The sequence below is a fragment of the Mycobacterium sp. genome (assembly GCF_046095365.1).
Lineage (GTDB): Bacteria > Actinomycetota > Actinomycetes > Mycobacteriales > Mycobacteriaceae > Mycobacterium.
In genome coordinates this window covers 1-23,841 of sequence record NZ_JBJTJF010000054.1, presented here as the reverse complement: position 1 = coordinate 23,841, position 23,841 = coordinate 1, and the positions used below count along the sequence as shown (strand labels likewise).

The 23,841-nt window shown below is 70.6% G+C and carries 15 protein-coding genes; 13 read left to right on the top strand and 2 right to left on the bottom strand.

Annotation, left to right across the window (positions count from 1 at the left end):
• Positions 1-192: 192 nt before the first annotated feature.
• The 11 genes from ACKOQ4_RS04315 (at position 193) to proB (ending at position 13,633) form a co-directional block, all read left to right on the top strand.
• Entirely contained in the window at positions 193-1,458 is a 1,266-nt protein-coding gene (locus ACKOQ4_RS04315) for a saccharopine dehydrogenase family protein (protein ID WP_526289182.1), read from the top strand.
• Between the two features lie 77 nt (positions 1,459-1,535).
• Positions 1,536-2,153 (top strand): DUF937 domain-containing protein, encoded by a 618-nt coding sequence (locus ACKOQ4_RS04310; protein WP_526289184.1) that lies wholly within the window; start codon positions 1,536-1,538, stop codon positions 2,151-2,153.
• Positions 2,154-2,216: 63 nt separating this feature from the next.
• Positions 2,217-4,904 (top strand): valine--tRNA ligase, encoded by a 2,688-nt coding sequence (locus tag ACKOQ4_RS04305; protein ID WP_526289180.1) that lies wholly within the window; start codon positions 2,217-2,219, stop codon positions 4,902-4,904.
• Complete coding sequence (folC, locus tag ACKOQ4_RS04300; protein WP_526289178.1) at positions 4,901-6,373, top strand: bifunctional tetrahydrofolate synthase/dihydrofolate synthase; 1,473 nt, start codon at positions 4,901-4,903, stop codon at positions 6,371-6,373. Before ACKOQ4_RS04305 ends, folC begins: the two co-directional genes overlap by 4 nt.
• Complete coding sequence (locus ACKOQ4_RS04295; RefSeq protein WP_526289176.1) at positions 6,370-6,741, top strand: DUF4233 domain-containing protein; 372 nt, start codon at positions 6,370-6,372, stop codon at positions 6,739-6,741. Before folC ends, ACKOQ4_RS04295 begins: the two co-directional genes overlap by 4 nt.
• A gap of 19 nt (positions 6,742-6,760) precedes the next feature.
• A complete protein-coding gene (gene ndk / locus ACKOQ4_RS04290; protein ID WP_526289174.1) occupies positions 6,761-7,189 on the top strand; it encodes a nucleoside-diphosphate kinase in 429 nt (142 codons plus the stop codon).
• Between the two features lie 266 nt (positions 7,190-7,455).
• Positions 7,456-10,281 carry a ribonuclease E gene (gene rne / locus ACKOQ4_RS04285; RefSeq protein ID WP_526289172.1) on the top strand — a complete coding sequence of 942 codons (2,826 nt, stop codon included), beginning with the start codon at positions 7,456-7,458 and terminating at the stop codon, positions 10,279-10,281.
• A gap of 173 nt (positions 10,282-10,454) precedes the next feature.
• Entirely contained in the window at positions 10,455-10,778 is a 324-nt protein-coding gene (rplU, locus tag ACKOQ4_RS04280; RefSeq protein WP_526289170.1) for a 50S ribosomal protein L21, read from the top strand.
• A gap of 19 nt (positions 10,779-10,797) precedes the next feature.
• Positions 10,798-11,064, top strand: coding sequence for a 50S ribosomal protein L27 (gene rpmA / locus ACKOQ4_RS04275; RefSeq protein WP_526289168.1), 267 nt, complete (start codon positions 10,798-10,800; stop codon positions 11,062-11,064).
• A gap of 23 nt (positions 11,065-11,087) precedes the next feature.
• Positions 11,088-12,536: a GTPase ObgE gene (gene obgE / locus ACKOQ4_RS04270; RefSeq protein WP_526289166.1), complete on the top strand. Its 1,449-nt coding sequence runs from the start codon at positions 11,088-11,090 to the stop codon at positions 12,534-12,536.
• Positions 12,533-13,633 (top strand): glutamate 5-kinase, encoded by a 1,101-nt coding sequence (gene proB, locus ACKOQ4_RS04265; RefSeq protein ID WP_526289164.1) that lies wholly within the window; start codon positions 12,533-12,535, stop codon positions 13,631-13,633. Before obgE ends, proB begins: the two co-directional genes overlap by 4 nt.
• Here proB and ACKOQ4_RS04260 read toward each other — a convergent pair.
• Both ACKOQ4_RS04260 and ACKOQ4_RS04255 read right to left on the bottom strand, forming a co-directional pair.
• Positions 13,606-14,343, bottom strand: a complete 738-nt coding sequence (locus ACKOQ4_RS04260) for a hypothetical protein (protein ID WP_526289162.1) — start codon at positions 14,341-14,343, stop codon at positions 13,606-13,608. The two genes, proB and ACKOQ4_RS04260, sit on opposite strands and share 28 nt — an antisense overlap.
• Before the next feature lie 9 nt (positions 14,344-14,352).
• Positions 14,353-15,195 carry an NAD-dependent protein deacetylase gene (locus ACKOQ4_RS04255; protein ID WP_526289160.1) on the bottom strand — a complete coding sequence of 281 codons (843 nt, stop codon included), beginning with the start codon at positions 15,193-15,195 and terminating at the stop codon, positions 14,353-14,355.
• Between the two features lie 106 nt (positions 15,196-15,301).
• Between ACKOQ4_RS04255 and ACKOQ4_RS04250 the strand changes: the two genes are divergently transcribed.
• Both ACKOQ4_RS04250 and ACKOQ4_RS04245 read left to right on the top strand, forming a co-directional pair.
• Positions 15,302-17,341: an NAD(+) synthase gene (locus ACKOQ4_RS04250; protein WP_526289158.1), complete on the top strand. Its 2,040-nt coding sequence runs from the start codon at positions 15,302-15,304 to the stop codon at positions 17,339-17,341.
• 904 nt (positions 17,342-18,245) lie between these two features.
• The coding region (locus tag ACKOQ4_RS04245; RefSeq protein ID WP_526289156.1) for a beta strand repeat-containing protein at positions 18,246-23,841 on the top strand (5,596 nt) is incomplete at its 3' end.

The window sequence follows — 23,841 nt, the reverse complement described above, 5'->3', positions numbered from 1 at the left end:
GGCGTGTGACGAGAGGGTGGAATCGCCGGAGCGGGAACAGCAAAATCCCGCAACCGCGTCAGGGTGCATACGAACATTGAATAGTCGAGTCCGATAGTCCCGTAGTTACTCTCCGCGGCATTGCCGCAACCGGCGCCGAGTCGCACCGGACCGCGAGCCCGGCGGTCCCCGCCCGCCCGGTAAGTTCGACACATGACCGAGCGTGAATTCGACATCGTCGTCTACGGGGCCACCGGCTTCGTAGGCAAGCTCACCGCCGAGTACCTGGCCAAGGCCGGCGGACCCGCCCGTGTCGCGCTGGCCGGACGGTCCCCGGAGAAACTGGCCGCCGTCCGCGCCACCCTGCCCGAGACCGCCCGGGACTGGCCGCTGCTGACCGTCGACGCCGGCAAGCCCTCGACGCTGGATGACATGGCCGCGCGCACCCGGGTCGTGGTCACCACCGTCGGCCCGTATGCCCGTTACGGCCTGCCCCTGGTCGAAGCTTGCGCCAAAGCCGGCACGGATTACTGCGACCTCACCGGCGAGGCGACGTTCGTGCGGCAGAGCATCGACGACTTCCACAAGCAGGCCATCGACACCGGCGCGCGGATCGTGCACGCCTGCGGGTTCGACTCGGTTCCCTCCGACCTGAGCGTCTTCGCGTTGTTCCGGCGCGCCGGCCGCGACGGCGAGGGCGACCTGCTCGACACCAACTATGTGTTGCGCAGTTTCGCCGGCGGGGTGTCCGGCGGCACCATCGCCTCGATGATCGAACTCATGCGCTCGGCATCCGGCGACGCCGAGATCCGCAAGATGCTCGAGGATCCCTACACGCTGACCGGCGACCGCGGCGCCGAGCCCGAACTGGGCCCGCAGCCCGACCTGCCCTGGCGGCGCGGCCGCGAGATCGCGCCGGAACTGGCCGGCACATGGGCCGGCGGCTTTGTGATGGCGCCCTACAACACCCGCATCGTGCGGCGCAGCAACGCCCTGCTCGACTACGCCTACGGCCGGCGCTTCCGCTACGCCGAGTACATGGGCACCGGCCGATCGCTCATCGCCCCGGTGGTCTCAGCGCTGACCACCGTCGTCACCACCGGCACCGCGGTGCTGGGCTACCGCTTCTTCCGTTTCCTGCCCCGTCCCCTGGTTGACCGGTTGGCGCCCAAACCCGGAACCGGGCCCAGCGAGAAGGTGCGCGAGACGGGCTACTACCGGGTCGAGACCTACGCCACCACGTCCAGCGGGGCACGCTACGTGGCGACCATGGCACAGGACGGCGACCCCGGCTACAAGGCCACCTCGGTGATGCTGGGCGAGTGCGGGCTGGCGCTGGCGCTGGATCGCGACAAACTGCCTGACCTCTACGGCGTGCTCACTCCCGCGGCCGCCATGGGCGACGCTCTGCTGGCGCGCTTCCCGGGCGCGGGGATCTCCCTTGAGGTCGCCCGGCTGAACGGAACGCCCAGAGCGTAATCGTGTGCGGATACGCGCCGGTCTGACTACTGTCGAGACCTGGCAACCGCCCCGACTTCGCGAAAGTGACAACCAACATGGCCGGTCTCGACGACCTCTTCAACCAGATCCCGGTGGCGGACATCGCCAATAAGCTCGGCGCCGATCAGGGTGAGGTGAACCAGGCCATCCAGACCCTGGTGCCGACCCTGCTGGGCAGCATCCACGAAAACGTCCAGGCCGAGGACATCGACTCCAGCCAGCTGGAGTCGGTCATCGTCGCCGACGAGCACGCCGAGGTGCTCGAGGGCGGGGTGAACGTCGACCAGCTCGACGAGGGCCAGGGCAACCAGCTGGTGGCCAGCCTGTTCGGCGGCAACGACACCAACCAGGTGGCCTCGGCACTCTCGGGGGCCGGCGCGCCGGGCGGTGACCTGATCAAGCGGCTGCTGCCGATGCTCGCCCCGATCGTGCTGGCCTACGTCGGCAAGCAGTTCTCCCAGCGCAGCGCCGCCGGCGCGGACGCGCAGGCCCAGGCGCAGGCCGCCCCGGGCGGCGGCATCGGCGACGTGCTCGGCAGCATCCTCGGTGGCGGCGGTGGCGGGGCCGCGGCGGGTAACAACCCGCTGGGCAGCATCCTGGGCAGCGTGCTCGGCGGCGGCCAGGGCGGCGCGCTGGGCAACATCCTCGGCGGTCTCCTGCGCGGCGGACGCTGATCCGCGCCGGCGGGGCGCAGGTCCGGTCGAGCGCCCGCACAAGGGCGTTCCTAGAATTAATCGGTGCCTGACGACAGCCCCGCCGTTGCCGATCCCGACGACCTGCCCAAGGCCTGGGATCCGGGTGCGGTAGAGGCGGGCCTGTACCAGGGCTGGGTCGACGCGGGCTACTTCACCGCGGACGCCGCCGGCGCGAAGCCGCCCTACTCGATCGTGCTGCCGCCGCCGAACGTCACCGGCAGCCTGCACATGGGCCACGCACTGGACCACACCCTGATGGACGCCCTGACCCGCCGCAAGCGCATGCAGGGCTACGAGGTGCTGTGGCTGCCCGGGATGGACCACGCCGGCATCGCCACCCAGACCCTGGTGGAACGCCGACTCGCCGCCGACGCCACGACCAAGGAGGAACTCGGCCGAGAGGCGTTCGTCGAGAAGGTCTGGGAGTGGAAGCACGATTCCGGCGGCACCATCGGAGCCCAGATGCGCCGCCTCGGCGACGGGGTGGACTGGAGCCGTGACCGCTTCACCATGGACGAGGGCCTGTCGCGGGCGGTGCGCACCATCTTCAAGCGGCTCTACGACGCCGGGCTGATCTACCGGGCCGAGCGGCTGGTCAACTGGTCGCCGGTGCTGCAGACCGCGATCTCAGACCTCGAGGTGAAATACGAGGAGGTCGAAGGCGAACTGGTGTCGTTCCGGTACGGCTCGCTCGACGACGGCCAGCCGCACATCGTGGTGGCCACCACCCGGATCGAGACCATGCTCGGCGACACCGCGATCGCGGTGCATCCCGACGACGTGCGCTACGGACACCTGGTCGGCAAGAGCCTGCCCCATCCCTTTCAGGACCGCGAGATCGTCGTCGTCGCCGACTCCCACGTCGATCCTGAATTCGGTACCGGCGCAGTCAAAGTCACTCCCGCGCACGACCCCAACGACTTCGAGATCGGCATGCGACACGGACTGGAAATGCCCTCGATCATGGACACTCGTGGCCGCATCGCCGGCACCGGAACGCAGTTCGACGGCATGGACCGCTTCGAGGCCCGGGTCAAGGTCCGCGAGGCACTGGCCGCCCAGGGCCGAATCGTCGCCGAGAAGCGCCCGTATCTGCACAGCGTCGGGCATTCCGAGCGCAGCGGCGAACCCATCGAGCCCCGGCTGAGTCTGCAATGGTGGGTCAACGTCGAGTCCATGGCCAAGGCCGCCGGCGACGCGGTCCGCAACGGCGACATCGTGATTCATCCCAAGAGCCTGGAGCCGCGCTGGTTCGCCTGGGTCGACGACATGCACGACTGGTGCATCTCCCGCCAGTTGTGGTGGGGCCACCGCATTCCGATCTGGCACGGCCCCGACGGCCAACTCGCCTGCGTCGGGCCTGACGAGACCCCGCCGGCGGGCTGGGAGCAGGACCCCGACGTCCTGGACACCTGGTTCTCCTCGGCGCTGTGGCCGTTCTCCACCATGGGCTGGCCGGACCGCACGCCGGATCTGGAGAAGTTCTATCCCACAAGTGTTCTGGTGACCGGCTACGACATCCTGTTCTTCTGGGTGGCTCGGATGGTGATGTTCGGGACATTCGTCTCGGCCGACGACGCGATCACCTGCGGTGGTACCCGCGGCCCGCAGGTTCCGTTCGAGAACGTCTTCCTGCACGGCCTGATCCGCGACGAGCACGGCCGCAAGATGAGCAAGTCGCGCGGCAACGGCATCGACCCGTTGGACTGGGTGGAGTTGTTCGGCGCCGACGCCCTGCGGTTCACCCTGGCCCGCGGCGCGAGCCCCGGCGGCGACCTGTCGATCGGGGAGGACCATGCCCGGGCGTCGCGCAACTTCGCCACCAAGCTGTTCAACGCCACCCGCTTCGCACTGATGAACGGCGCCGCGCCCGCGCCGCTGCCCGACTCCGCCGAACTCACCGACGCCGACCGCTGGATCCTGGGCCGGGCGGAACAGGTTCGCGCCGAGGTGGATTCGGCCTTCGACGGCTACGAGTTCAGCCGGGCCTGCGAGGCGCTCTACCACTTCGCCTGGGACGAGTTCTGCGACTGGTATCTCGAACTGGCCAAGGTGCAACTCGCTCGGGGCGCCCAGCACACCACCGCCGTGCTGGCCGCCGTGCTCGACACCCTGCTCAAGCTGCTGCACCCGGTGATGCCGTTCGTCACCGAGGTGCTCTGGAAACAGCTGACGGGCGGGATCGGGGCGAGCGAAGCGACGGGAGAAGCGAAGTCGCTGGTGATCGCGCAGTGGCCGGCGCCCTCGGGCCACGCGCTGGATCCGGCTGCGGCGCAACGGGTCGCCGATCTGCAGAGGCTGGTCACCGAGGTGCGCCGGTTCCGCAGCGACCAGGGGCTGGCCGACCGCCAGAAGGTGCCGGCCCGACTGGAGGGCATCGCGGACGCCGGCCTGGACGCCCTGGCGGCCCCGGTGAACGCGCTGGCCTGGCTGACCGATCCCGACGGGGACTTCACCCCCACCGCCCAGGTCGAGGTCCGGCTGTCCGGCGGCACCGTGGGCGTCGAACTGGACACCTCCGGGACCGTCGACGTCGCGGCCGAGCGCCGTCGGCTGGAGAAGGATCTGGCCGCCGCGCAGAAGGAATTGGCCACCACCACAGCCAAACTCGAGAACGACGCTTTCCTGGCCAAGGCGCCCGGCGACGTCGTCGACAAGATCCGCGATCGCCAGAAACTGGCCCGCGAGGAGTCCGACCGGATCGCCGCCCGGCTGGCTTCGCTGTCATGACCGAGCCCGATCCGGACGACGACCGCCCGGAGGATCCCGACGCACCGGACACGCACCCCCGGCCGACGCTGGACGAGATCGCCGCGCTGTGGCAGGTCGAGCACCTGCTCGACCAGCGCTGGCCGGAGACCAAGCTCGCGCCCAGCACCATCCGCATCGACGCGCTGATGGAACTGCTGGGATCGCCGCAGAACAGCTACCCGAGCATCCACGTCGCCGGCACCAACGGCAAGACGTCGGTGACCCGGATGATCGACGCGCTGCTGACCGCCTTCGGACAGCGGACCGGCCGCTACACCAGCCCGCACCTGCAGTCGGCGATCGAGCGGATCGCCATCGACAACCACCCGATCAGCCCGGCCCGGTACGTCGAGATCTACCGGGAGATCGAGCCTTTCGTGCAGATGGTCGACGCCCAGTCGAAGGCCGGCGATCTCGGGCTCAAGGGACCGGTGATGAGCAAGTTCGAGGTGCTGACCGGCATGGCCTTCGCCGCCTTCGCCGACGCCCCGGTCGACGTCGGGGTGATCGAGGTCGGGATGGGCGGGAGCTGGGACGCCACCAACGTCATCGACGCCCCGATCGCGGTGATCACCCCGATCGGCATGGACCACGCCGAGTACCTCGGCGCCACCGTCGGCGAGATCGCCGCGGAGAAGGCCGGGGTGATCCGCGGGCCGCGCGGGGACGTCGTCCCGGTGGAGACCGTCGCGATCATCGGCCGCCAGCCCCGCGAGGCGATGGACGTCCTGCTCGCGCACGCGGTGCGGGTCGCCGCCGTCGTGGCGCGGGAGGGTGGCGAGTTCACTGTGCTCAACCGCCAGACCGCCATCGGCGGGCAGGTGCTCGACCTGCATGGTCTCGGCGGGCTCTACCCCGACGTCTTCCTGCCTTTGCACGGCGAACACCAGGCGCACAACGCCGTGGTGGCGCTGGCTGCCGTCGAGGCGTTCTTCGGTGCCGGCGCGGATCGCCAGCTCGACATAGACACGGTGCGCGCCGGTTTCGCCGCGGCCACGAGCCCCGGACGTCTTGAACGGATGCGCAGTGCGCCAACGGTTTTCATCGACGCCGCCCACAATCCGGCCGGCGCCGAAGCGCTGGCAAAGGCACTGGTACAGGAGTTCGACTTCCGCTACCTGGTGGGTGTGCTCAGCGTCATGGGGGACAAGGACGTCACCGGAATCCTCTCGGTGCTGGAACCGGTCTTCGACCGGGTGGTGGTGACCCACAACGGGTCTTCGCGGGCTCTGGAGGTCGAGGAACTGGCCTGGCGGGCCGACGAGGTGTACGGGCCGGAGCGCGTGGTGCGGGCCGAGACGCTGACCGAGGCCATCGAGACCGCAACGGCCATCGTCGAGGAGGCCGCCGCCGACGCCGACGGGTTCTCCGGCGCCGGAATCGTCATCACCGGATCGGTGGTCACCGCGGGTGTGGCCCGCACCCTGTTCGGCAAGGATCCGGCGTGAGCGATCCCTGGAAGAGCTTCCGCGGCGTCACGGCGGCCACGCTGATCCTGGAGATCATCACCGTGCTGCTGGCGCTGCCGGTGGTCGCGGTGGTCGGCGGCGGGCTGACCGGCTGGACCACGGTCTATCTGCTGGGGTTCGTCGGACTGCTGGCCCTGCTCGCCGGCATGCAGGGGCGCCCGTGGGCGATCTGGGCCGACCTGGGCGTCCAGCTACTGCTGATCGCCGGGTTCTTCGTCTATCCGGCGGTGGGCTTCATCGGCGTGCTCTTCGCCGTGGTGTGGGGTGTCATCGCCTACCTGCGTGCGGAGGTGCTGCGCCGGCAGCGGCTGGGCCTGCTGCCCGGCCAGCAGCCGCCGCAGACCTGACCCGGTACGCTTCCGAGTCGTGACTGAGCGGACCCTGGTGCTGATCAAACCCGACGGCGTGCAGCGGGGGGTGATCGGCGAGATCATCAGCCGGATCGAGCGCAAGGGCCTGACACTGACGGCCCTCGAGCTCAAACACGTCAGCAACGAGCTCGCCGCGGCGCACTACGCCGAGCACAAGGACCGCCCGTTCTTCGGCGACCTGCTGGAGTTCATCACCTCCGGCCCGGTCATCGCCGCCGTCGTCGAGGGCCCGCGGGCCGTCGCGGCCTGGCGCCAGCTCGCCGGCGGAACCGACCCCGTGGAGAAGGCCACCCCGGGCACCATCCGCGGTGATTTCGGGCTGGAGACCCAGTTCAACCTGGTGCACGGCTCGGACTCACCGGAGTCCGCGTCCCGCGAGATCGCCCTGTGGTTCGGGGCTGACCACCGGGGTTCCGGCCACTAGGCGCCGAACCGGCGGACGGTATGGGATACTAAGGACGGCCGCCCGGCGACGGGCGACCGGAATGAGACTTCGAGACGTGCGCGACCATCGCCGACGGCGGTGTGGCGCGGACCGTCAACAGCCGTCATTTCGCCAGGCACTGAACGGGTTCTCCGGAACCCGTCGGAGCGAGACCATGACAAGCCCGGGCGCAACCCGGGTGTACAGCGGAGAGCCCTCGCGTGGCCGCGTCGACACGACGCGCCCGGGGGCTTAGAGGAGATTAAGTGTCCGATGAAGACCGTAACCAGGATCTGCCCGAATCCGAGTCGCCCGGGCAACCGGCCGCGCCGGACCCGGATCTGCCCGACCGGCTGAGAGTTCACTCGCTGGCCCGGATGCTGGGCACCACCAGCAAGCGGGTCGTCGACGCGCTCACCGAGATCGACGGACGGGCGCGCAGCGCGCACTCCACCATCGACCAGGCCGAAGCCCAGCGGGTGCGGGAGGTGCTGGCGGACGAACTCGCTGCTGAGGCCGCCGCGGAGCCCCTTCCGCCGGAGAGCGCGATGGTCATCGTGGCGTCCCAGGAGACCGAGCCGGAGTCGCGGCTGATCCTGGAGACCGGCGACGCCGGCGCCGAGCCGCCTGCCTACCTGCCGCTGTTCGTCGCCCCGCAGGCCGTCGCGGCGGAGCCGCGCCCGGCGGCCGCTGACGGCCAGGACGACGACGACGCCGACGACGCCGAGGACGCCGACGCCGAGGGCGGCGACCGCCCGGCCGGGCGCCGCCGGCGGCGCGGGCGCCGGGGCCGGGGCCGGGGCCGCGGCGAGCACGCCGACGACGACGGCGAGGAGACCGGCGAGGACGCCGACGCCGGCGGGGAGTCCGTGGCCGAGGACGATGAGGCCGGCGAGGAGGAAGCGGCCGGAGGGGAGGGCGGCACCCGCCGCCGTCGCCGCCGCCGCCGGCGCCGGGGCGGATCCGGGGATGACGCGGACTCCTCCGCCGACGATCCGCCCAACACCGTGGTCCACGAGCGCGCCCCGCGCGCCAAGAAGTCGGACAACAACGAGATCCAGGGCATCAGCGGCTCGACCCGCCTGGAGGCCAAGCGCCAGCGCCGCCGGGACGGCCGCGACGCCGGCCGGCGGCGCCCGCCGGTCCTGACCGAGGCCGAGTTCCTGGCCCGCCGGGAGGCCGTCGACCGGGTGATGGTGGTGCGCGACAAGGTCCGCACCGAGCCTCCGCACGCCGGTGCCCGCTACACCCAGATCGCGGTCCTCGAGGACGGTGTCGTCGTCGAGCACTTCGTGACCTCGGCGGCGTCGGCGTCGATGGTCGGCAACATCTACCTCGGCATCGTCCAGAACGTGCTGCCCTCGATGGAGGCCGCGTTCATCGACATCGGCCGCGGCCGCAACGGCGTGCTCTACGCCGGAGAGGTCAACTGGGAGGCCGCCGGTCTGGGCGGCAACAACCGCAAGATCGAGCAGGCGCTGCGGCCCGGCGACTACGTCGTCGTGCAGGTCAGCAAGGACCCCGTCGGGCACAAGGGCGCCCGGCTGACCACCCAGGTCTCGCTGGCCGGCCGCTATCTGGTCTACGTGCCCGGCGCTTCCTCCACCGGGATCAGCCGCAAGCTGCCGGACACCGAACGCCAGCGGCTCAAGGAGATTCTTCGTGAGGTTGTGCCGGCCGACGCGGGGGTGATCATCCGCACCGCGTCGGAGGGTGTGAAGGAAGACGACATCCGCGCTGACGTCAACCGCCTGCGGGAGCGGTGGTCCACGATCGCCGAGCAGGCCGAAAAGACCAAGTCGAAGAAGGCCGGGGCGGCGGTCGCGCTCTACGAGGAGCCCGACGTCCTGGTCAAGGTGGTCCGCGATCTGTTCAACGAGGACTTCTCCGGGTTGATCGTCTCCGGGGACCAGGCATGGGAGACCATCACCGGATATGTGAATTCGGTTGCGCCCGAACTGCTTACCAAGCTCACCAAGTACGAGCCGGCCGGCCCGGACGTCTTCGCGGTGTATCGCATCGACGAGCAGCTGGCCAAGGCGATGGACCGCAAGGTCTGGCTGCCCTCCGGCGGCACGCTGGTGATCGACCGGACCGAGGCCATGACGGTCGTCGACGTCAACACCGGCAAGTTCACCGGCGCGGGCGGCAACCTGGAGCAGACCGTCACCAAGAACAACCTCGAGGCGGCCGAGGAGATCGTGCGTCAGCTGCGGCTGCGCGACATCGGCGGGATCATCGTCGTCGACTTCATCGACATGGTGCTGGAGTCCAACCGCGATCTGGTGCTGCGCCGGCTGACCGAGGCGCTGGCCCGCGACCGCACCCGCCACCAGGTCTCGGAGGTGACCTCGCTGGGGCTGGTACAGGTGACCCGCAAGCGGCTGGGCACCGGGCTGATCGAGGCGTTCTCGAGCACCTGCCCGGAGTGCAGCGGTCGCGGCATCCTGGTGCGCGGCGAGCCGGTGGACCACGCGCCCGCCGCCGGTCGCAAGTCCGAGTCCGGCGCCGGCCGCAGGGGCAAGGCCGAGGACGCGGCGGTGGCCAGGGTGCCGGCGCACGTACCCGGCGAGCACCCGATGTTCAAGGCGATGGCCGCGGCCAAGAACGGCGACGAGGACGGCGAGGAGGGAATCGAGGGGGGCGTCGAGGACGAACTCGCCGAGGACTTCACAGCGGACATCGAGGAGGGCGAGGAGGCCGGGGCCGAGTTGGTCGGGGAACTCGACGAGGACGATGACGACCTCGAGGAGGACGACGAGGACGAGGACGACGAGGACATCGAACTCGACGATGTCGACGAGGACGCCATCGACGACGACGCGATCGAGGAGGACGACACCCTCGAGATCGTCGACGAGCACGACGAGGACCTCGACGAGGACGACGACGACCTCGACGAGGACGACGACGACCTCGACGACGATGACCACGAGGACGACGAGGACGACGAGGACCTCGACGACGAGGACGACGACGAGGACGACGAGGACGACGACGAGGACGAGGTCGGCGGGGCCGATCCGGGTCCCGCGGCTCGCCGCCCCCGGCGCCGCGCGGCGGCCCGGCCTGCCGGACCACCCGCGGTTTGACCCTCCGGCGCTGGTCGGAGTAACCTTGGGCGGGTGCCGCCTGGCCCCGCCGGCGGCAGCGGACCGCCCGGTCTGACCGGCGCGGCTCGCGACCACAGACCCGCTCGCGCAACCTCCGGTGGCGCGCGCCGCGACGCAGGGACGCCTGAGTCGCCGAATTTGGAAGAGGAACGATGGCAGCCGAGAACGCCACCTACGCGATCGTCAAGACCGGCGGCAAGCAGTACAAGGTCGCCGTCGGCGACATCGTGAAGGTGGAGAAGATCGAGACCGAGCCGGGCGCTTCGGTCTCGCTGCCCGTCGCCCTGGTCGTCAACGGCGCCACGGTCACCACCGACGCCAAGGAACTGGCCAAGGTCGCTGTCACCGGCGAGGTACTCGAGCACACCAAGGGTCCGAAGATCCGCATCCACAAGTTCAAGAACAAGACCGGCTACCACAAGCGGCAGGGGCACCGGCAGCCGTTGACCGTGCTCAAGGTCACCGGGATCAAGTAGCGACAGGGAGCGAACAGACATGGCACACAAAAAGGGCGCTTCCAGCTCACGCAACGGCCGCGAGTCCAACGCACAGCGGCTCGGCGTCAAGCGGTTCGGCGGCGAGGTGGTCAAGGCCGGCGAGATTCTGGTGCGCCAGCGCGGCACTCACTTCCACCCCGGCGTGAACGTCGGGCGCGGCGGCGACGACACGCTGTTCGCCACCGCACCCGGTGCGGTGGAGTTCGGGGTCAAGCGCGGTCGCAAGACCGTCAACGTCGTTCGCGCCGTCCGCGCGGAGGCTTAAGGCTTCTCGGGGGCACTGCGAGGATGCCTCGCTTCGTCGACCGCGTGGTGATTCACACCCGCGCGGGTAGCGGCGGCAACGGTTGCGCGTCGGTGCACCGGGAGAAGTACAAACCCCTGGGCGGCCCCGACGGCGGCAACGGCGGGCGCGGGGGCAGCGTCGTCCTGGTCGTCGACCCGCAGGTGCACACCCTGCTGGACTTCCACTTCCACCCGAACGTGGTGGCCGCGTCGGGCAAGCAGGGCATGGGCGCCAACCGCGACGGCGCCGCCGGGGCCGACCTGGAAGTCCGGGTGCCCGACGGCACTGTGGTCCTCGACGCGCACGGCCGGTTACTGGCCGACCTGGTCGGCGCCGGCACCCGGTTCGTCGCCGCCGAGGGCGGCCGGGGCGGCCTGGGCAACGCCGCACTGGCCTCCCGGGCCCGCAAGGCACCCGGGTTCGCGCTGCTCGGGGAGAAGGGCCAGGCCCGCGACCTCACCCTGGAACTCAAGACGGTCGCCGACGTCGGGCTGATCGGCTTCCCCTCGGCGGGCAAGTCCTCACTGGTGTCGACCATCTCGGCGGCCAAACCCAAGATCGCCGACTACCCGTTCACCACCCTGGTGCCCAACCTCGGCGTGGTCTCGGCGGGAGATCACACCTTCACCGTCGCCGACGTGCCGGGCCTGATCCCCGGCGCCTCGCAGGGCCGCGGCCTCGGGCTGGATTTCCTGCGCCACATCGAACGCTGCGCGGTACTCGCCCACGTCGTCGACTGCGCCACCCTGGAACCCGGACGCGACCCGATCTCCGACATCGACGCACTCGAAGCCGAACTGGCCGCCTATCAGCCCACCCTGCAGGGGGATTCAGCGCTGGGTGACCTCGCGCAGCGGCCGCGGGCGGTGGTGCTCAACAAGATCGACGTACCCGAGGCCCGCGAGCTCGCCGACTTCGTCCGGCCGGAGGTCGAGAAGCGCGGCTGGCCGGTGTTCGAAATCTCCACCGTGAGCCGGGAAGGCCTGCGGGAGCTGACCTTCGGGCTGTGGGACATGGTCGCCGCCTACCGGGCCGCCCAACCGCCGGTGGTGGCCCGCCGCCCGGTGATCCGGCCGGTCCCGGTGGACGCCAGCGGGTTCACCGTCGAGGCCGACCCGGCGCACCCCGGCGGGTTCATCGTTCGCGGCGCCCGGCCGGAACGCTGGGTGGCCCAGACCGATTTCGACAACGACGAAGCGGTCGGCTACCTCGGTGACCGGCTGGCCCGCCTCGGCGTCGAGGAGGAGTTGCTCAAGCGCGGGGCGACGCCGGGCTGCGCGGTGACCATCGGCGAGATGACCTTCGACTGGGAGCCGCAGACGCCGGCCGGCGTGGACGTCACGCTGTCGGGCCGCGGCACCGACATCCGGGTGGAACGCAACGACCGGGTCGGCGCGGCCGAGCGCAAGGAGGCCCGCCGCCAGCGCCGCGAGTCCGGAGACGACCGGTGAGCGAGCACCGCGACGCCGTCCGCGCCGCGCGCAGCATTGTCGTCAAGATCGGCACCACCGCGCTGACCGACGCCTCGGGATTGTTCGACGCCACCCGGCTGGCCGCACTCGCCGAGGCCATCGAGGCCCGGATGAAGGCCGGCACCGACGTGGTGATCGTGTCCTCCGGGGCGATCGCCGCCGGAATCGAGCCGCTCAGACTCAACCGCCGTCCGGCCGACCTGGCGACCAAGCAGGCCGCCGCCAGCGTCGGGCAGGTGGCGCTGGTCAACGCCTGGAGCACGGCTTTCGCCCGCTACGACCGCACCGTCGGGCAGGTGCTGCTGACCGCCCACGACATCTCCCAGCGGGTGCAGCACACCAACGCCCAACGCACGCTGGACCGGCTGCGTGCGCTGCACGCCGTGGCGATCGTCAACGAGAACGACACCGTGGCGACCAATGAGATCCGCTTCGGCGACAACGACCGGCTCTCCGCGCTGGTTGCCCACCTGGTCGGCGCCGAGGCCCTGGTGCTGCTCTCCGACATCGACGGCCTCTACGACGCCGATCCCCGAAAAGGCAACGCGCGCTTCATTTCCGAGGTCGCAGGGCCGGACGATCTCGACGGTGTGGTGGCGGGCCGGGGCAGCCGGCTGGGCACCGGCGGCATGGCCTCCAAGCTGTCCGCGGCCCTGCTGGCCGCCGATGCCGGGGTGCCGGTGCTGCTGGCCGCGGCCGCCGACGCCGGCCCCGCGCTGACCGGGGCGGAGGTGGGCACGGTGTTCGCCCCGCGGCCGGCCCGGATGTCGGCACGGAAGTTCTGGGTGCGCTACGCCGCGGAGTCCGCCGGATCGCTGAGTCTGGACGCCGGGGCGGTGCGGGCGGTGGTCAAGCAGCGCCGCTCGCTGCTGGCGGCCGGCATCACCGCGTGCACCGGCAGGTTCTTCGGCGGCGACGTCGTGGAGTTGCACGGCCCCGACGGACAGATGGTGGCCCGCGGGGTGGTCGCCTACGACGCGGCCGAACTGACCACCATGATCGGGCGGTCCACCTCGGAGCTTCCGGCCGAACTACGCCGGCCGGCCGTTCACGCTGACGACCTCGTCCCGGTCTGACCCAGCAGGGCCCCCACCACCGCGGCGGCCTGCCCGGCCAGGCCGCGGATCGCAGCGGCCCGCCGGGCGGCAACCTCCAGCGCGTCGTCGTCGGCCATCCGCACCGGCACCCCGTTCGCCCGGGCCGTCGACTCCACCAGATCGCGCACCGCCGGATCGGCGAGCACCAGCGCGGCGGGCATGCCCGCCGACATCTGCCTGGCACGCAGCAGCCCGCGGTACTGCACCTCGGCGGGCACGCAGACGGTGAACACGCCCCGGTCCAGCCGCAGGCCGGCGGCGACCGCCACCGCGGTCAGCGCAACTTCGCTGAGCCCCTTGAGCACCATGCCGCGGCCGGGGAACCGCCACAGCGGCAGCCGGTTCACCTGCTTGGTGACCGCGTCGGTCAACAGGTACCCGACCAGCCGGCGGGTGCGGATCTCGGTGACCTTCGACCAGTCCACCTCGTCGCCGTCGTACTCGATGCCGGCGGGGCTGACCACCACCGACCCGAACTGGTTGAGCTGGCGGGCCAGGCCGCGCACCGGGCCGGGCACCCACGGCAGGTTGGCCGCGGCCTCACCGACGCCGACCCCCCAGCGTCCGGTGGCCGGGCCGGACGCGGGGCGGACCGGCTTGAGCCCCGCCCCACCGATCCCGACGGCGAAAGCGGCCGCGATGTCGCCGATCGAGATCTCGGCGGGGGAGGTGTCGTCGGCGGTGGCCATGCGGCGACCTTACGACACCGCGGGCTTGCGGCCGGTCAGCTCCTCGGCCAGCAGCGTCAGCATGGGCGAGCAGCCGGCGTCGACCTTCACCGCGGCCAGGTCGTCGCCGCGGGTGGGCCCGCGGTTGATGATGGCCACCGGAATGCCGGCGGCGGCAGCGTGCCGCACGAAGCGGTAGCCGGAGAACACCGTCAGCGACGACCCTGCCACCAGCAGTGCATCGGAGGTGTCGACCAGTGAATACGCCTGATCCACAACCTCTTTGGCGACGGATTCGCCGAAATAGACGATGTCGGGTTTGAGCATTCCGCCGCAGGACTGGCAGTCGACGAACCGGAACGACGCGGTGTCGGCGACGACCGCGTCGGCGTCCGGGGCCACCGCCAGGCCGCCCAGCCGCTCGGCGCGCTCGGTGAAACCGGGGTTGGCGGCCTCGAGCTGGTCGGCCAGCGTCGCCCTCGGCAGGGTGTGGCCGCAGTCCAGGCACACCACCTGGGCGTAGGTGCCGTGCAGGTTGACCACCGTGCGGCTGCCCGCCTTGGTGTGCAGCAGGTCCACGTTCTGGGTGATCACCCCGCTGACCACCCCGGCCCGCTCCAGGGCGGCCAGCGCCCGGTGCCCGGCGTTGGGTTCGGTGCCGGCCATGTGCCTCCAGCCCAGGTGGTTGCGCGCCCAGTACCGCCGGCGGTATTCCCGGCTGGCGGTGAACTGGCGGATCGTCATCGGGTTGGACGGCGGGGAGTCCGGGCTGCGGTAGTCCGGGATGCCGGAGTCGGTGGAGATGCCCGCCCCCGTCAGCACCGCCACCCGCCGGCCGGCGAGCAGTGCGAGGAGTTCGGGGGCGGAGTGCACGCTCCCAGTCTCGCCCCGGTCCGGCTCTAACCGCCAAACGGGCCGGAAAAGCCGGGAACGACCCGCCAAAACGTCGACTTCGGGGCCTGCCCTGAGACAATGAGGCGTGGACTTCTTTTCGGCCTACGCACACGGTTTCGCCCGGCTGGCCGCCTGCACCCACCGCACGGTGCTCGCCGACCCGGCCGCCAACGCCGCCTCGGTGCTGCGGATCGCCCGGGAGTGCCACGACGACGGGGTGGCGCTGGCGGTGTTCCCGGAACTGACGCTGTCCGGGTACTCGATCGAGGACATCCTGCTGCAGGACAGCCTGCTGGATGCCGTCGAGGCGAGCCTGGCCGAGGTGGTGGCCGGGTCGGCCGACTTGCTGCCGGTGCTGGTGGTCGGTGCACCGCTGCGCCGGCTGCACCGCGTCTACAACACCGCGGTGGTGATCCACCGCGGCACGGTCCTGGGGGTGGCGGTCAAGTCCTACCTGCCGACCTACCGCGAGTTCTACGAGGCCCGCCAGCTGGCGGCCGGCGACGACGCCGGCGGAACCGTCCGCCTGCTCGGCGCAGACGTGCCGTTCGGCCCGGATCTGCTGTTCGACGCCGTCGACGTGCCCGGCCTGGTGTTGCACGTCGAGATCTGCGAGGACATGTTCGTGCCGGTGCCGCCGAGTGCGCACGCCGCACTGGCCGGGGCCACCGTGCTGGCGAACCTCTCCGGCAGCCCGATCACCATCGGCCGCGCCGAGGACCGCGCGCTGCTGGCCCGCTCGGCGTCCGCGCGCTGCCTGGCCGCCTATGTCTACGCGGCGGCCGGGGAGGGAGAGTCCACCACCGACCTGGCCTGGGACGGCCAGACCATGATCCACGAGAACGGCCGGCTGCTGGCGTCCTCGGAACGCTTCCCCAAGGGCGACCGCCGGTCGGTGGCCGACGTCGACCTGGACCTGCTGCGCGCCGAGCGGCTGCGGATGGGCACATTCGACGACAACCGCCGCCACCTGCGGGACCGGCTTTCCTTCCGCCGCATCGGTTTTCGGCTCGACCCACCTGGTGGCGACATCGGTCTGCACCGCGAGGTGGAACGCTTCCCGTTCGTGCCCAGCGACCCGGTCCGGCTGGAGCAGGACTGCTACGAGGGCTACAACATCCAGGTCTCCGGCCTTGAGCAGCGCCTGCGCGCACTGGACTACCCGAAGGTCGTCATCGGGGTCTCCGGCGGGCTGGACTCCACCCACGCGCTCATCGTCGCCGCCCGGGCGATGGACCGGGAAGGCCGCCCGCGCAGCGACATCCTGGCGTTCACCCTGCCCGGCTTCGCCACCGGCGAGCGCACCAAGAACAACGCGATCGCGCTGTCCAAGGCCCTGGGCGTCAGCTTCTCCGAGATCGACATCCGGGCCACGGCGCAGGTGATGCTCACCGAGATCGGTCATCCCTTCGCCCGCGGCGAGGCGGTCTACGACGTCACCTTCGAGAACGTTCAGGCCGGGCTGCGCACCGACTACCTGTTCCGGATCGCCAACCAGCGCGGCGGCATCGTGCTGGGCACCGGGGACCTCTCGGAGTTGGCGCTGGGCTGGTCCACCTACGGCGTGGGTGACCAGATGAGCCACTACAACGTCAACGCCGGCGTGCCCAAGACCCTCATCCAGCATCTGATCCGGTGGGTGATCGCCTCCGGCGAGTTCGACGAGGAGGTGGGGGTGATCCTGCAGTCGGTGCTGGACACCGAGATCACCCCGGAACTGGTGCCGGCCGGCGGGGGCGAGCAGGTCCAGAGCAGCGAGGCCAAGGTCGGCCCGTACGCGCTGCAGGACTTCTCGCTGTTCCACGTGCTGCGCCACGGTTTCCGGCCCGCCAAGATCGCCTTCCTGGCCTGGCACGCCTGGTGCGATCCGGACCGCGGCGACTGGCCGCCCGGCTTTCCGCAGGACAAGCGCAACGGCTATTCGCTGACGGAGATCCGGCACTGGCTCTCGGTGTTCGCCCAGCGCTTCTACTCCTTCAGCCAGTTCAAACGCTCAGCCCTGCCCAACGGGCCCAAGGTGTCCCACGGCGGTTCGCTCTCGCCGCGCGGGGACTGGCGGGCGCCGTCGGACATGGCGGCCACGGTGTGGCTGGAGGAGATCGCGCGCGACATTCCGGCCGTGTAGAGCGGGCTCCGGGACCGCCGACGCGGGAGCGCAGTTCCCAGATTCATTGATTAATCAAAAATCTTTGTTGATAAATCAAAAATTGCATAAAAGTTGTGCGCAGAGGAACGTAGCCTGAGAAATCATCGGCAAATATCCGAGTAGCGCAAGATGATAAGTCGGAGTAGCGAAAACCGATTCGGACAAGAGGCCTTTAGTCATCGGTATTCGGGGTCCTAGGTCCTCGGCTGAGCGGGTATTCGCCCAGTAAAATGGCCTAATCGGGGCGAAACCCCTGTTCGCGGCCGTTTTTGGTAACCTTCTGATCCAGATAATTGCTCTAAGGGGAATTTGATATTTCTCTCAGCGGTCAATACAATTGCCGCAAAGCGCAACGCAAGGTTTGAATCGCAGACCTTAAACGGGGAAGAGACATGATTGTCATGGGGTCGGTCTGATGAGCAGGCCGGCGAAGCATCGGAAGCGCCCCGCTAGACCCACGGTCCCTTATGCATGGCTTGGTTGGACCGTCGCCCTCGGCACCGCGGTCTCGGCCGGGGCCGGAGTCGCGCGCGCCGACTCTCCCGACACTTCGGACAGCTCCGCCACGCGGGATGCCACGAGCGCGCGGCGCCCGGCGGCACCGCGGGCGCCCAGGATGTCGGGACCCTCTGCGGATACATCGTCCGAGGCATCGGCGGCGCCGGGAGCGTCCCGCCCGGGCAGGCCGCCACGGACGGCGCGCAACCGGTCGGGCGACTCGCCGAGGTCGGCCGGCGGTCCGGCGGACACCGGCCGACTCGAGCAGCGGCGCAAGGACTCTCGTCCGGCGCCGTCCGACAGCGCCCCGATCCGCACCCCCGAAGCCGGCCGCACCCCGGCAAGCTCGCCGCCGATCCCGGACTGGGCACTGCCCAGCCCGGCTGTGCCCAGCTCGTCCGGCCGCTTCCTGTCCGTGGAGGCCGCATCGGGCCCCCAGATGCGCTGGTACCCGCCGGCGGCGGCGCGAGTCGAGTCCGTCGCGCCCAAGGCCCCCGCGATGCGCGCGGCCTCGCCGGGAGTGTTGTCGGACGCGTCGTCCGGGGTCCTTGATGCGCTCGGCTCGGGCGGCTCCGATGCCCCGGTTGCGGCTCCGCTGATGTGGGCCGCGCTCGCGGTGACCCGGCGGGAGGCGACGTCCAAGTCCGTCACCGTCAACCCCGCCGCCGCCACGACAGCCGGCGAGCCCGCCGCCAAGAAGAGGGTGGCCTCCTCGACCGGCGCCCCGACGGTCCAGGCGATATCGACTGTCGTTCGCACTCTCGTCGGTGACGGCACCGCGGATCACCCCGACGCCGGCATTCTTTTCGGCGACGGCTACAGCTGGACGGCCAACACCTGCTCCGATCCCAGCGGTTGCAACGGCGGCCGCGGCGGGCTGATAGGCAGCGGCGGCAGCGGCTACACCGGCGGCAACGGCGGGTCCGCAGGCTGGTTCGGACACGGTGGCGACGGCGGCGACGGCGTCGCGGAACACAACAGCGGAGCGGGCGGCAACGGCGGCCGCGGGGGTTTGATCCTCGGCAACGGCGGCAAGGGGGGTTCCGGCGCGGCGGCACGGACGACGACGGGGAACGGCGGTCGCGGCGGCGACGGTGGCAGCACCGGGTTCCTCTCCGTGCTGGGTGCCGGCGGCGCCGGCGGCAACGGGGGTGCCGGGGCCGTCGGTGGAATCGGCCTCAAAGCCGTGGCCGCGGTCGGCCAGGGCAGCGCCGGCGGTGACGCCGGTGCGGGCACCGCCGGTGGTGCCGGTGGTGCCGGAGGCAACGGCGGCAGGGGCGGGTGGCTGCTCGGCGCCGGCGGCGCCGGTGGCACCGGCGGGATCGGCGGCACTGGCGGCCGGGGCGGAGACTCTGCCGGCGGATCGGATGGCATCGACGCCGGCATCGCCGGAGGCGCCGGTGGACGCGGCGGCGATGGCGGTGCAGGCGGCGCCGGCGGAACGGGGGGCAACGCCGGCTCGGGTCGGCTTTTCTTCTTCTTCAGCAACGCAGGACCCACCGGCGGCGGCGGTGGCGGTGGCACCGGCGGCAACCCCGGTACCCCCGGCGACGGCGGGGACGGCGCCGACGGCAACGCCCAGCATCTCGACGGCGCTGACGGCGGCAGAGGGGGCGATCCGGGACTGGTGGGCGTGGCCGGGGCCCAGGGAAGTGCCGGCGCCGGCGGCGGCTACGCGAAGAACTTCGGCAAGCGCCTGCGGCAGGTCTTGCCCACGGCGACAGTCGAATCCGCCGCGTCCCGTATGGCGGGGACAGTCAGGACTCCCAGTGCCGACGCAGTCGCTGGCGCAGTGTTGGGCGGCCCCCGCGGTAACGGCGGCGACGGTGGGGACGGGTGGAGTAATCCCGACGGCGACGGCGGCAACGGCGGCGCGGGCGGGGCCGGCGGTGCGATCGGCGACGGCGGCAGGGGCGGTGCCGGAGGCAGCGGAGCCGCCAAGGGCCCGGGCCAGGTCGCCCGCGGTGGCCGGGGAGGCGCGGGCGGACCGGGTGGAACGGTCACCGGCGACGGCGGCCCCGGCGGTCAGGGCGGTTCGGCCACCGGCGTCGACGGGGCATCAGCCATCGGCGGCCCGGGTGGCCCGGGAGGTACCGCGGATCTGGGGATCGGCGGCGACGGCGGCCCCGGCGGTAACGCCAGCAGCGACAGCGGCGGCGCCACCGGCGGTCGCGGCGGTGACGGCGGAAGCGCCACGGTGGGAGCCGGCATCGGCGGACCCGGTGGCAGCGCGGCCAGCCAGACCGGGCAGGCCAGCGGTGGGCTGGGCGGCGCCGGGGGCAGCGACGGCACCGGAGGTTCGGCCGAACCGGGCGCGGCCGGAAGTGCGACCACCGCCCAGCCCGACCCGACGACTTCCCTAACCGTCAACACTCCCGATGCCGATGGCGTCGTCACCGGTTCGGTGAAGGCGACCACCGCCGGTGGCGCCGTGCCGAGTTTCGCTCTCGCCGCGCCGCCCCAACTGGGCACAGCGACAGTGGACGCGATCACCGGTTCCTTCGTCTACACCCCGACGGATTCGGCGCGTCACGGCGCTGCAGGCGATGGACCGGCGACTGATTCCTTCACGGTGGCCGTCGACGATGACAAGGGTGGTCGTGCCGAGCAGGTTGTCTCGGTGGCGATTTCGCCGGCCAATCAAGCTCCGGCCGTCGGCTACGAAGCGGGTGCTCCGACTGCCGACACCGGCTCGGTAGCCGGCGCGATCGTGGCGCGGGACGCTGACGGTGACACGCCGCGCTACGTGACGAAGACCGGTCCGGTCAACGGGTCGCTGACGTTGAACGAAGACGGAACGTTCACCTACACGCCGACCGCTACGGCGCGCCATGCAGCTGCGGCGCCGGGCGGTGCCATCACCGATTCATTCACGGTGACGGTCTCCGATGGCCACGGCGGTTCGGTGGACCAGGTTGTCTCGGTGGCGATTTCGTCGGTCAACGCGGCTCCAACGGCTGCTGTCACGGTGGGCGCCCCCGACCGGGAAACCGGCGTCGTCGTCGGTTCGGTCAATGGCAGTGACGCCGACTTCGATGATTTGACGTACACGACCACTGCGGACCCGGCTCTGGGTGTTGTGGTGGTTGACACCGACGGGTCGTTCACCTACACGCCCGACCCCGAGGCGCGCCGCGCCGCGGCGGTGCCGGGTGGTTCCACGGCCGATTCGTTCACCGTGACCGTTTCCGACGGGCACGGCGGCTCAGTGGACGCATTGGTGTCCGTCGTCATCGCGTCGGTCAATACCGGACTCACGGTCAACGGCCCAGTGACCGGGGCGGCGACCGAGGACGGTTCGCCGGCAGCGTTGAACGCGTTAGCCAACGCCGTTGTGGGGAATACCGACTCGGTCCTGGCGGTCAGGGACGTACCAGGCTCACTACCGGCCGGCGTGAGCTATGACGACGGAACAACCACATTCACCCTCAATCCCGCCGACGCTAACTACCAGTCACTGGCTGCCGGTGACACCGCGACGGTGACGGTCAATTACACCGTCTCCGACGGTGTGGTGACCACGCCGGGCTCGGTGAGCTGGACGGTCACCGGGACCAATGACGCCCCGACGGTTATCGGATCGGTGACCGGCGGCGCGACTGACGGCGGCGCGCCGGTAGGTCTGTACGCCCTGGCTAACGCCGCCGATGTCGACGCCGACGCGGCGCTGGCGGTCGCCGGTGTGCCCGGTGGGCTGCCAGCCGGTGTGACCTACGACGAGCAGAGTCGTACGTTCACGCTGGATCCGACCAATGCCGCCTATCGTTCGCTGGCGGCGGGGCAGTCCGCCACGGTCACGGTGAACTACACCATCACCGACGGCATCGCGATCACCCCTGGCTCGGTGTCCTGGACGGTCACCGGAGCCAACGACGTGCCGACGGTCGACGGTGCGGTGAGCGGCATAGCGACCGAGGACGGTTCGGCCGTGGCACTGAACGCGTTGGCCAATACCGTTGACGCAGACGCCGATGCATCCCTCGAGGTGACCGATGTGCCGGACAGCCTGCCGGCCGGTGTGAGCTACAACGCGGGAACGAAGACCTTCACGCTGAATCCGGCCAACGCGGCGTACCAGTCGCTGGCTGCCGGGGCGACTACGACGGTGACGGTGAACTACCTCGTCACCGATGGCACCACGAACAACGCCGCAGCGGTGTCGTGGACTGTCACCGGGGCGAACGACTTCCCGGCTGTGAGCGGAGCCGTGAACGGAGCCTCGACGGAGGGCGGGGCCGCGCTGACTCTCGATGCTCTGGCGAACGCGTCCGATGTCGACGCCGATTCGAGCCTGTCGGTTACCGATGTGCCGGACGGACTGCCGGCCGGTGTGAGCTACAACGCGGTGTCGGAGACCTTCACGCTGGATCCGTCAAACGCGGCCTACCGGTCGCTGGTCGCCGGCCAGACCACCACGGTGACGGTGGACTACACGGTCTCCGACGGCACAGCGAGCGCGGCGGCCTGGGTGTCGTGGACGGTGACCGGGGTCAACGACGCTCCGGTGGTCAGTGGTGTGGTCAACGGTGCGGCGACTGAGGACGGTTCGGCCGTGGCGCTGAATGCGCTTGCCGTGGCTGGTGATGTCGATGCGAATGCGTCGTTGTCGGTGACCGATGTGCCGGGTGTGTTGCCGGCCGGGGTGAGCTATGACGCGGGGACTAAGACGTTCAGTCTTGATCCCAGCGATGCGGTGTTCCAGTCGCTGGCGGCGGGGGCGACGACGGCGGTGACGGTGAATTACACGGTCTCTGATGGGTTGGCCAGCACGCCGGGGTCGGTGTCGTGGACGGTGACCGGGGCTAATGACGCGCCGGTGGTGAGCGGGGCGGTGGCCGGCGTGGCGACCGATGGCGGGGTGTCGGTGGCGCTGGATGCGTTGGCCAATGCTGCCGATGTCGATGCCAACGCGTCGTTGTCGGTGACGAACCTGCCGGGTGTGTTGCCGGCCGGGGTGAGCTATGACGCGGGGACTAAGACGTTCAGTCTTGATCCCAGCGATGCGGTCTATCGGTCGCTGGCGGCGGGGGCGACGACGGCGGTGACGGTGAATTACACGGTCTCTGATGGGTTGGCGACCACGCCGGGGTCGGTGTCGTGGACGGTGACCGGGGTCAATGACGCTCCGGTGGTGGGGGCTTTGAGTGGGGCGGCGACCGAGGATGGTGCGGCGGTGGCGCGGGTGGTCAGCGCCTCGGATGTCGATGGTGATGCGTTGACGGTCACCGCGCCGGCTTCGGGTGCGTTGCCGGCCGGGGTGAGCTACAACCCGAACACCCAGACGTTCAGCCTTGATCCCACCGACGCTGCCTTCCAGTCGCTGGCGGCGGGGGCGATGACGACGGTGACGGTGAATTACACGGTCTCCGATGGGACAGTCAGCACGCCGGGGTCGGTGTCGTGGACGGTTACCGGGGTCAACGACGACCCGATCGTGGGGGCGGTCAGCGGGGCGGCCACCTTAGGTGGAGCGGCGGTGCCCCTCGCCGCGGTGGCCAATTCCAGCGACGTCGACGCGAACACCTCGTGGACGGTTACCGCGCCGACGCAGGTCAATCTGCCGGCCGGGGTGAGCTATGACCCCAACACCCAGACGTTCAGCCTCGATCCCACCGACGCTGCCTTCCAGTCACTGGCCCTCGGTGCCTCGACGACGGTGACGGTCAACTACACCGTCTCCGACGGCGTTGCAGCACCGGTGTCGACCACAGCGACCTGGACGGTCACCAACGTAGGCAACGCGCCGGTTGTCAGTGGACCGCTGAGCGCTGCAGCCACCGAGGACGGCTCGACATCAACGTTGGTGGCTCTGGCCAACGCCTCGGATGCCGACGGCGACGCGTTGACGGTGGCGCCGGGTGCGTTGCCGGCCGGGGTGAGCTATGACGCGGGGGCGAAGACCTTCACGCTGAATCCGGCGGATGCGGTGTTCCAGTCGCTGGCGGCGGGGGCGACGACGACGGTGACGGTGAATTACACCG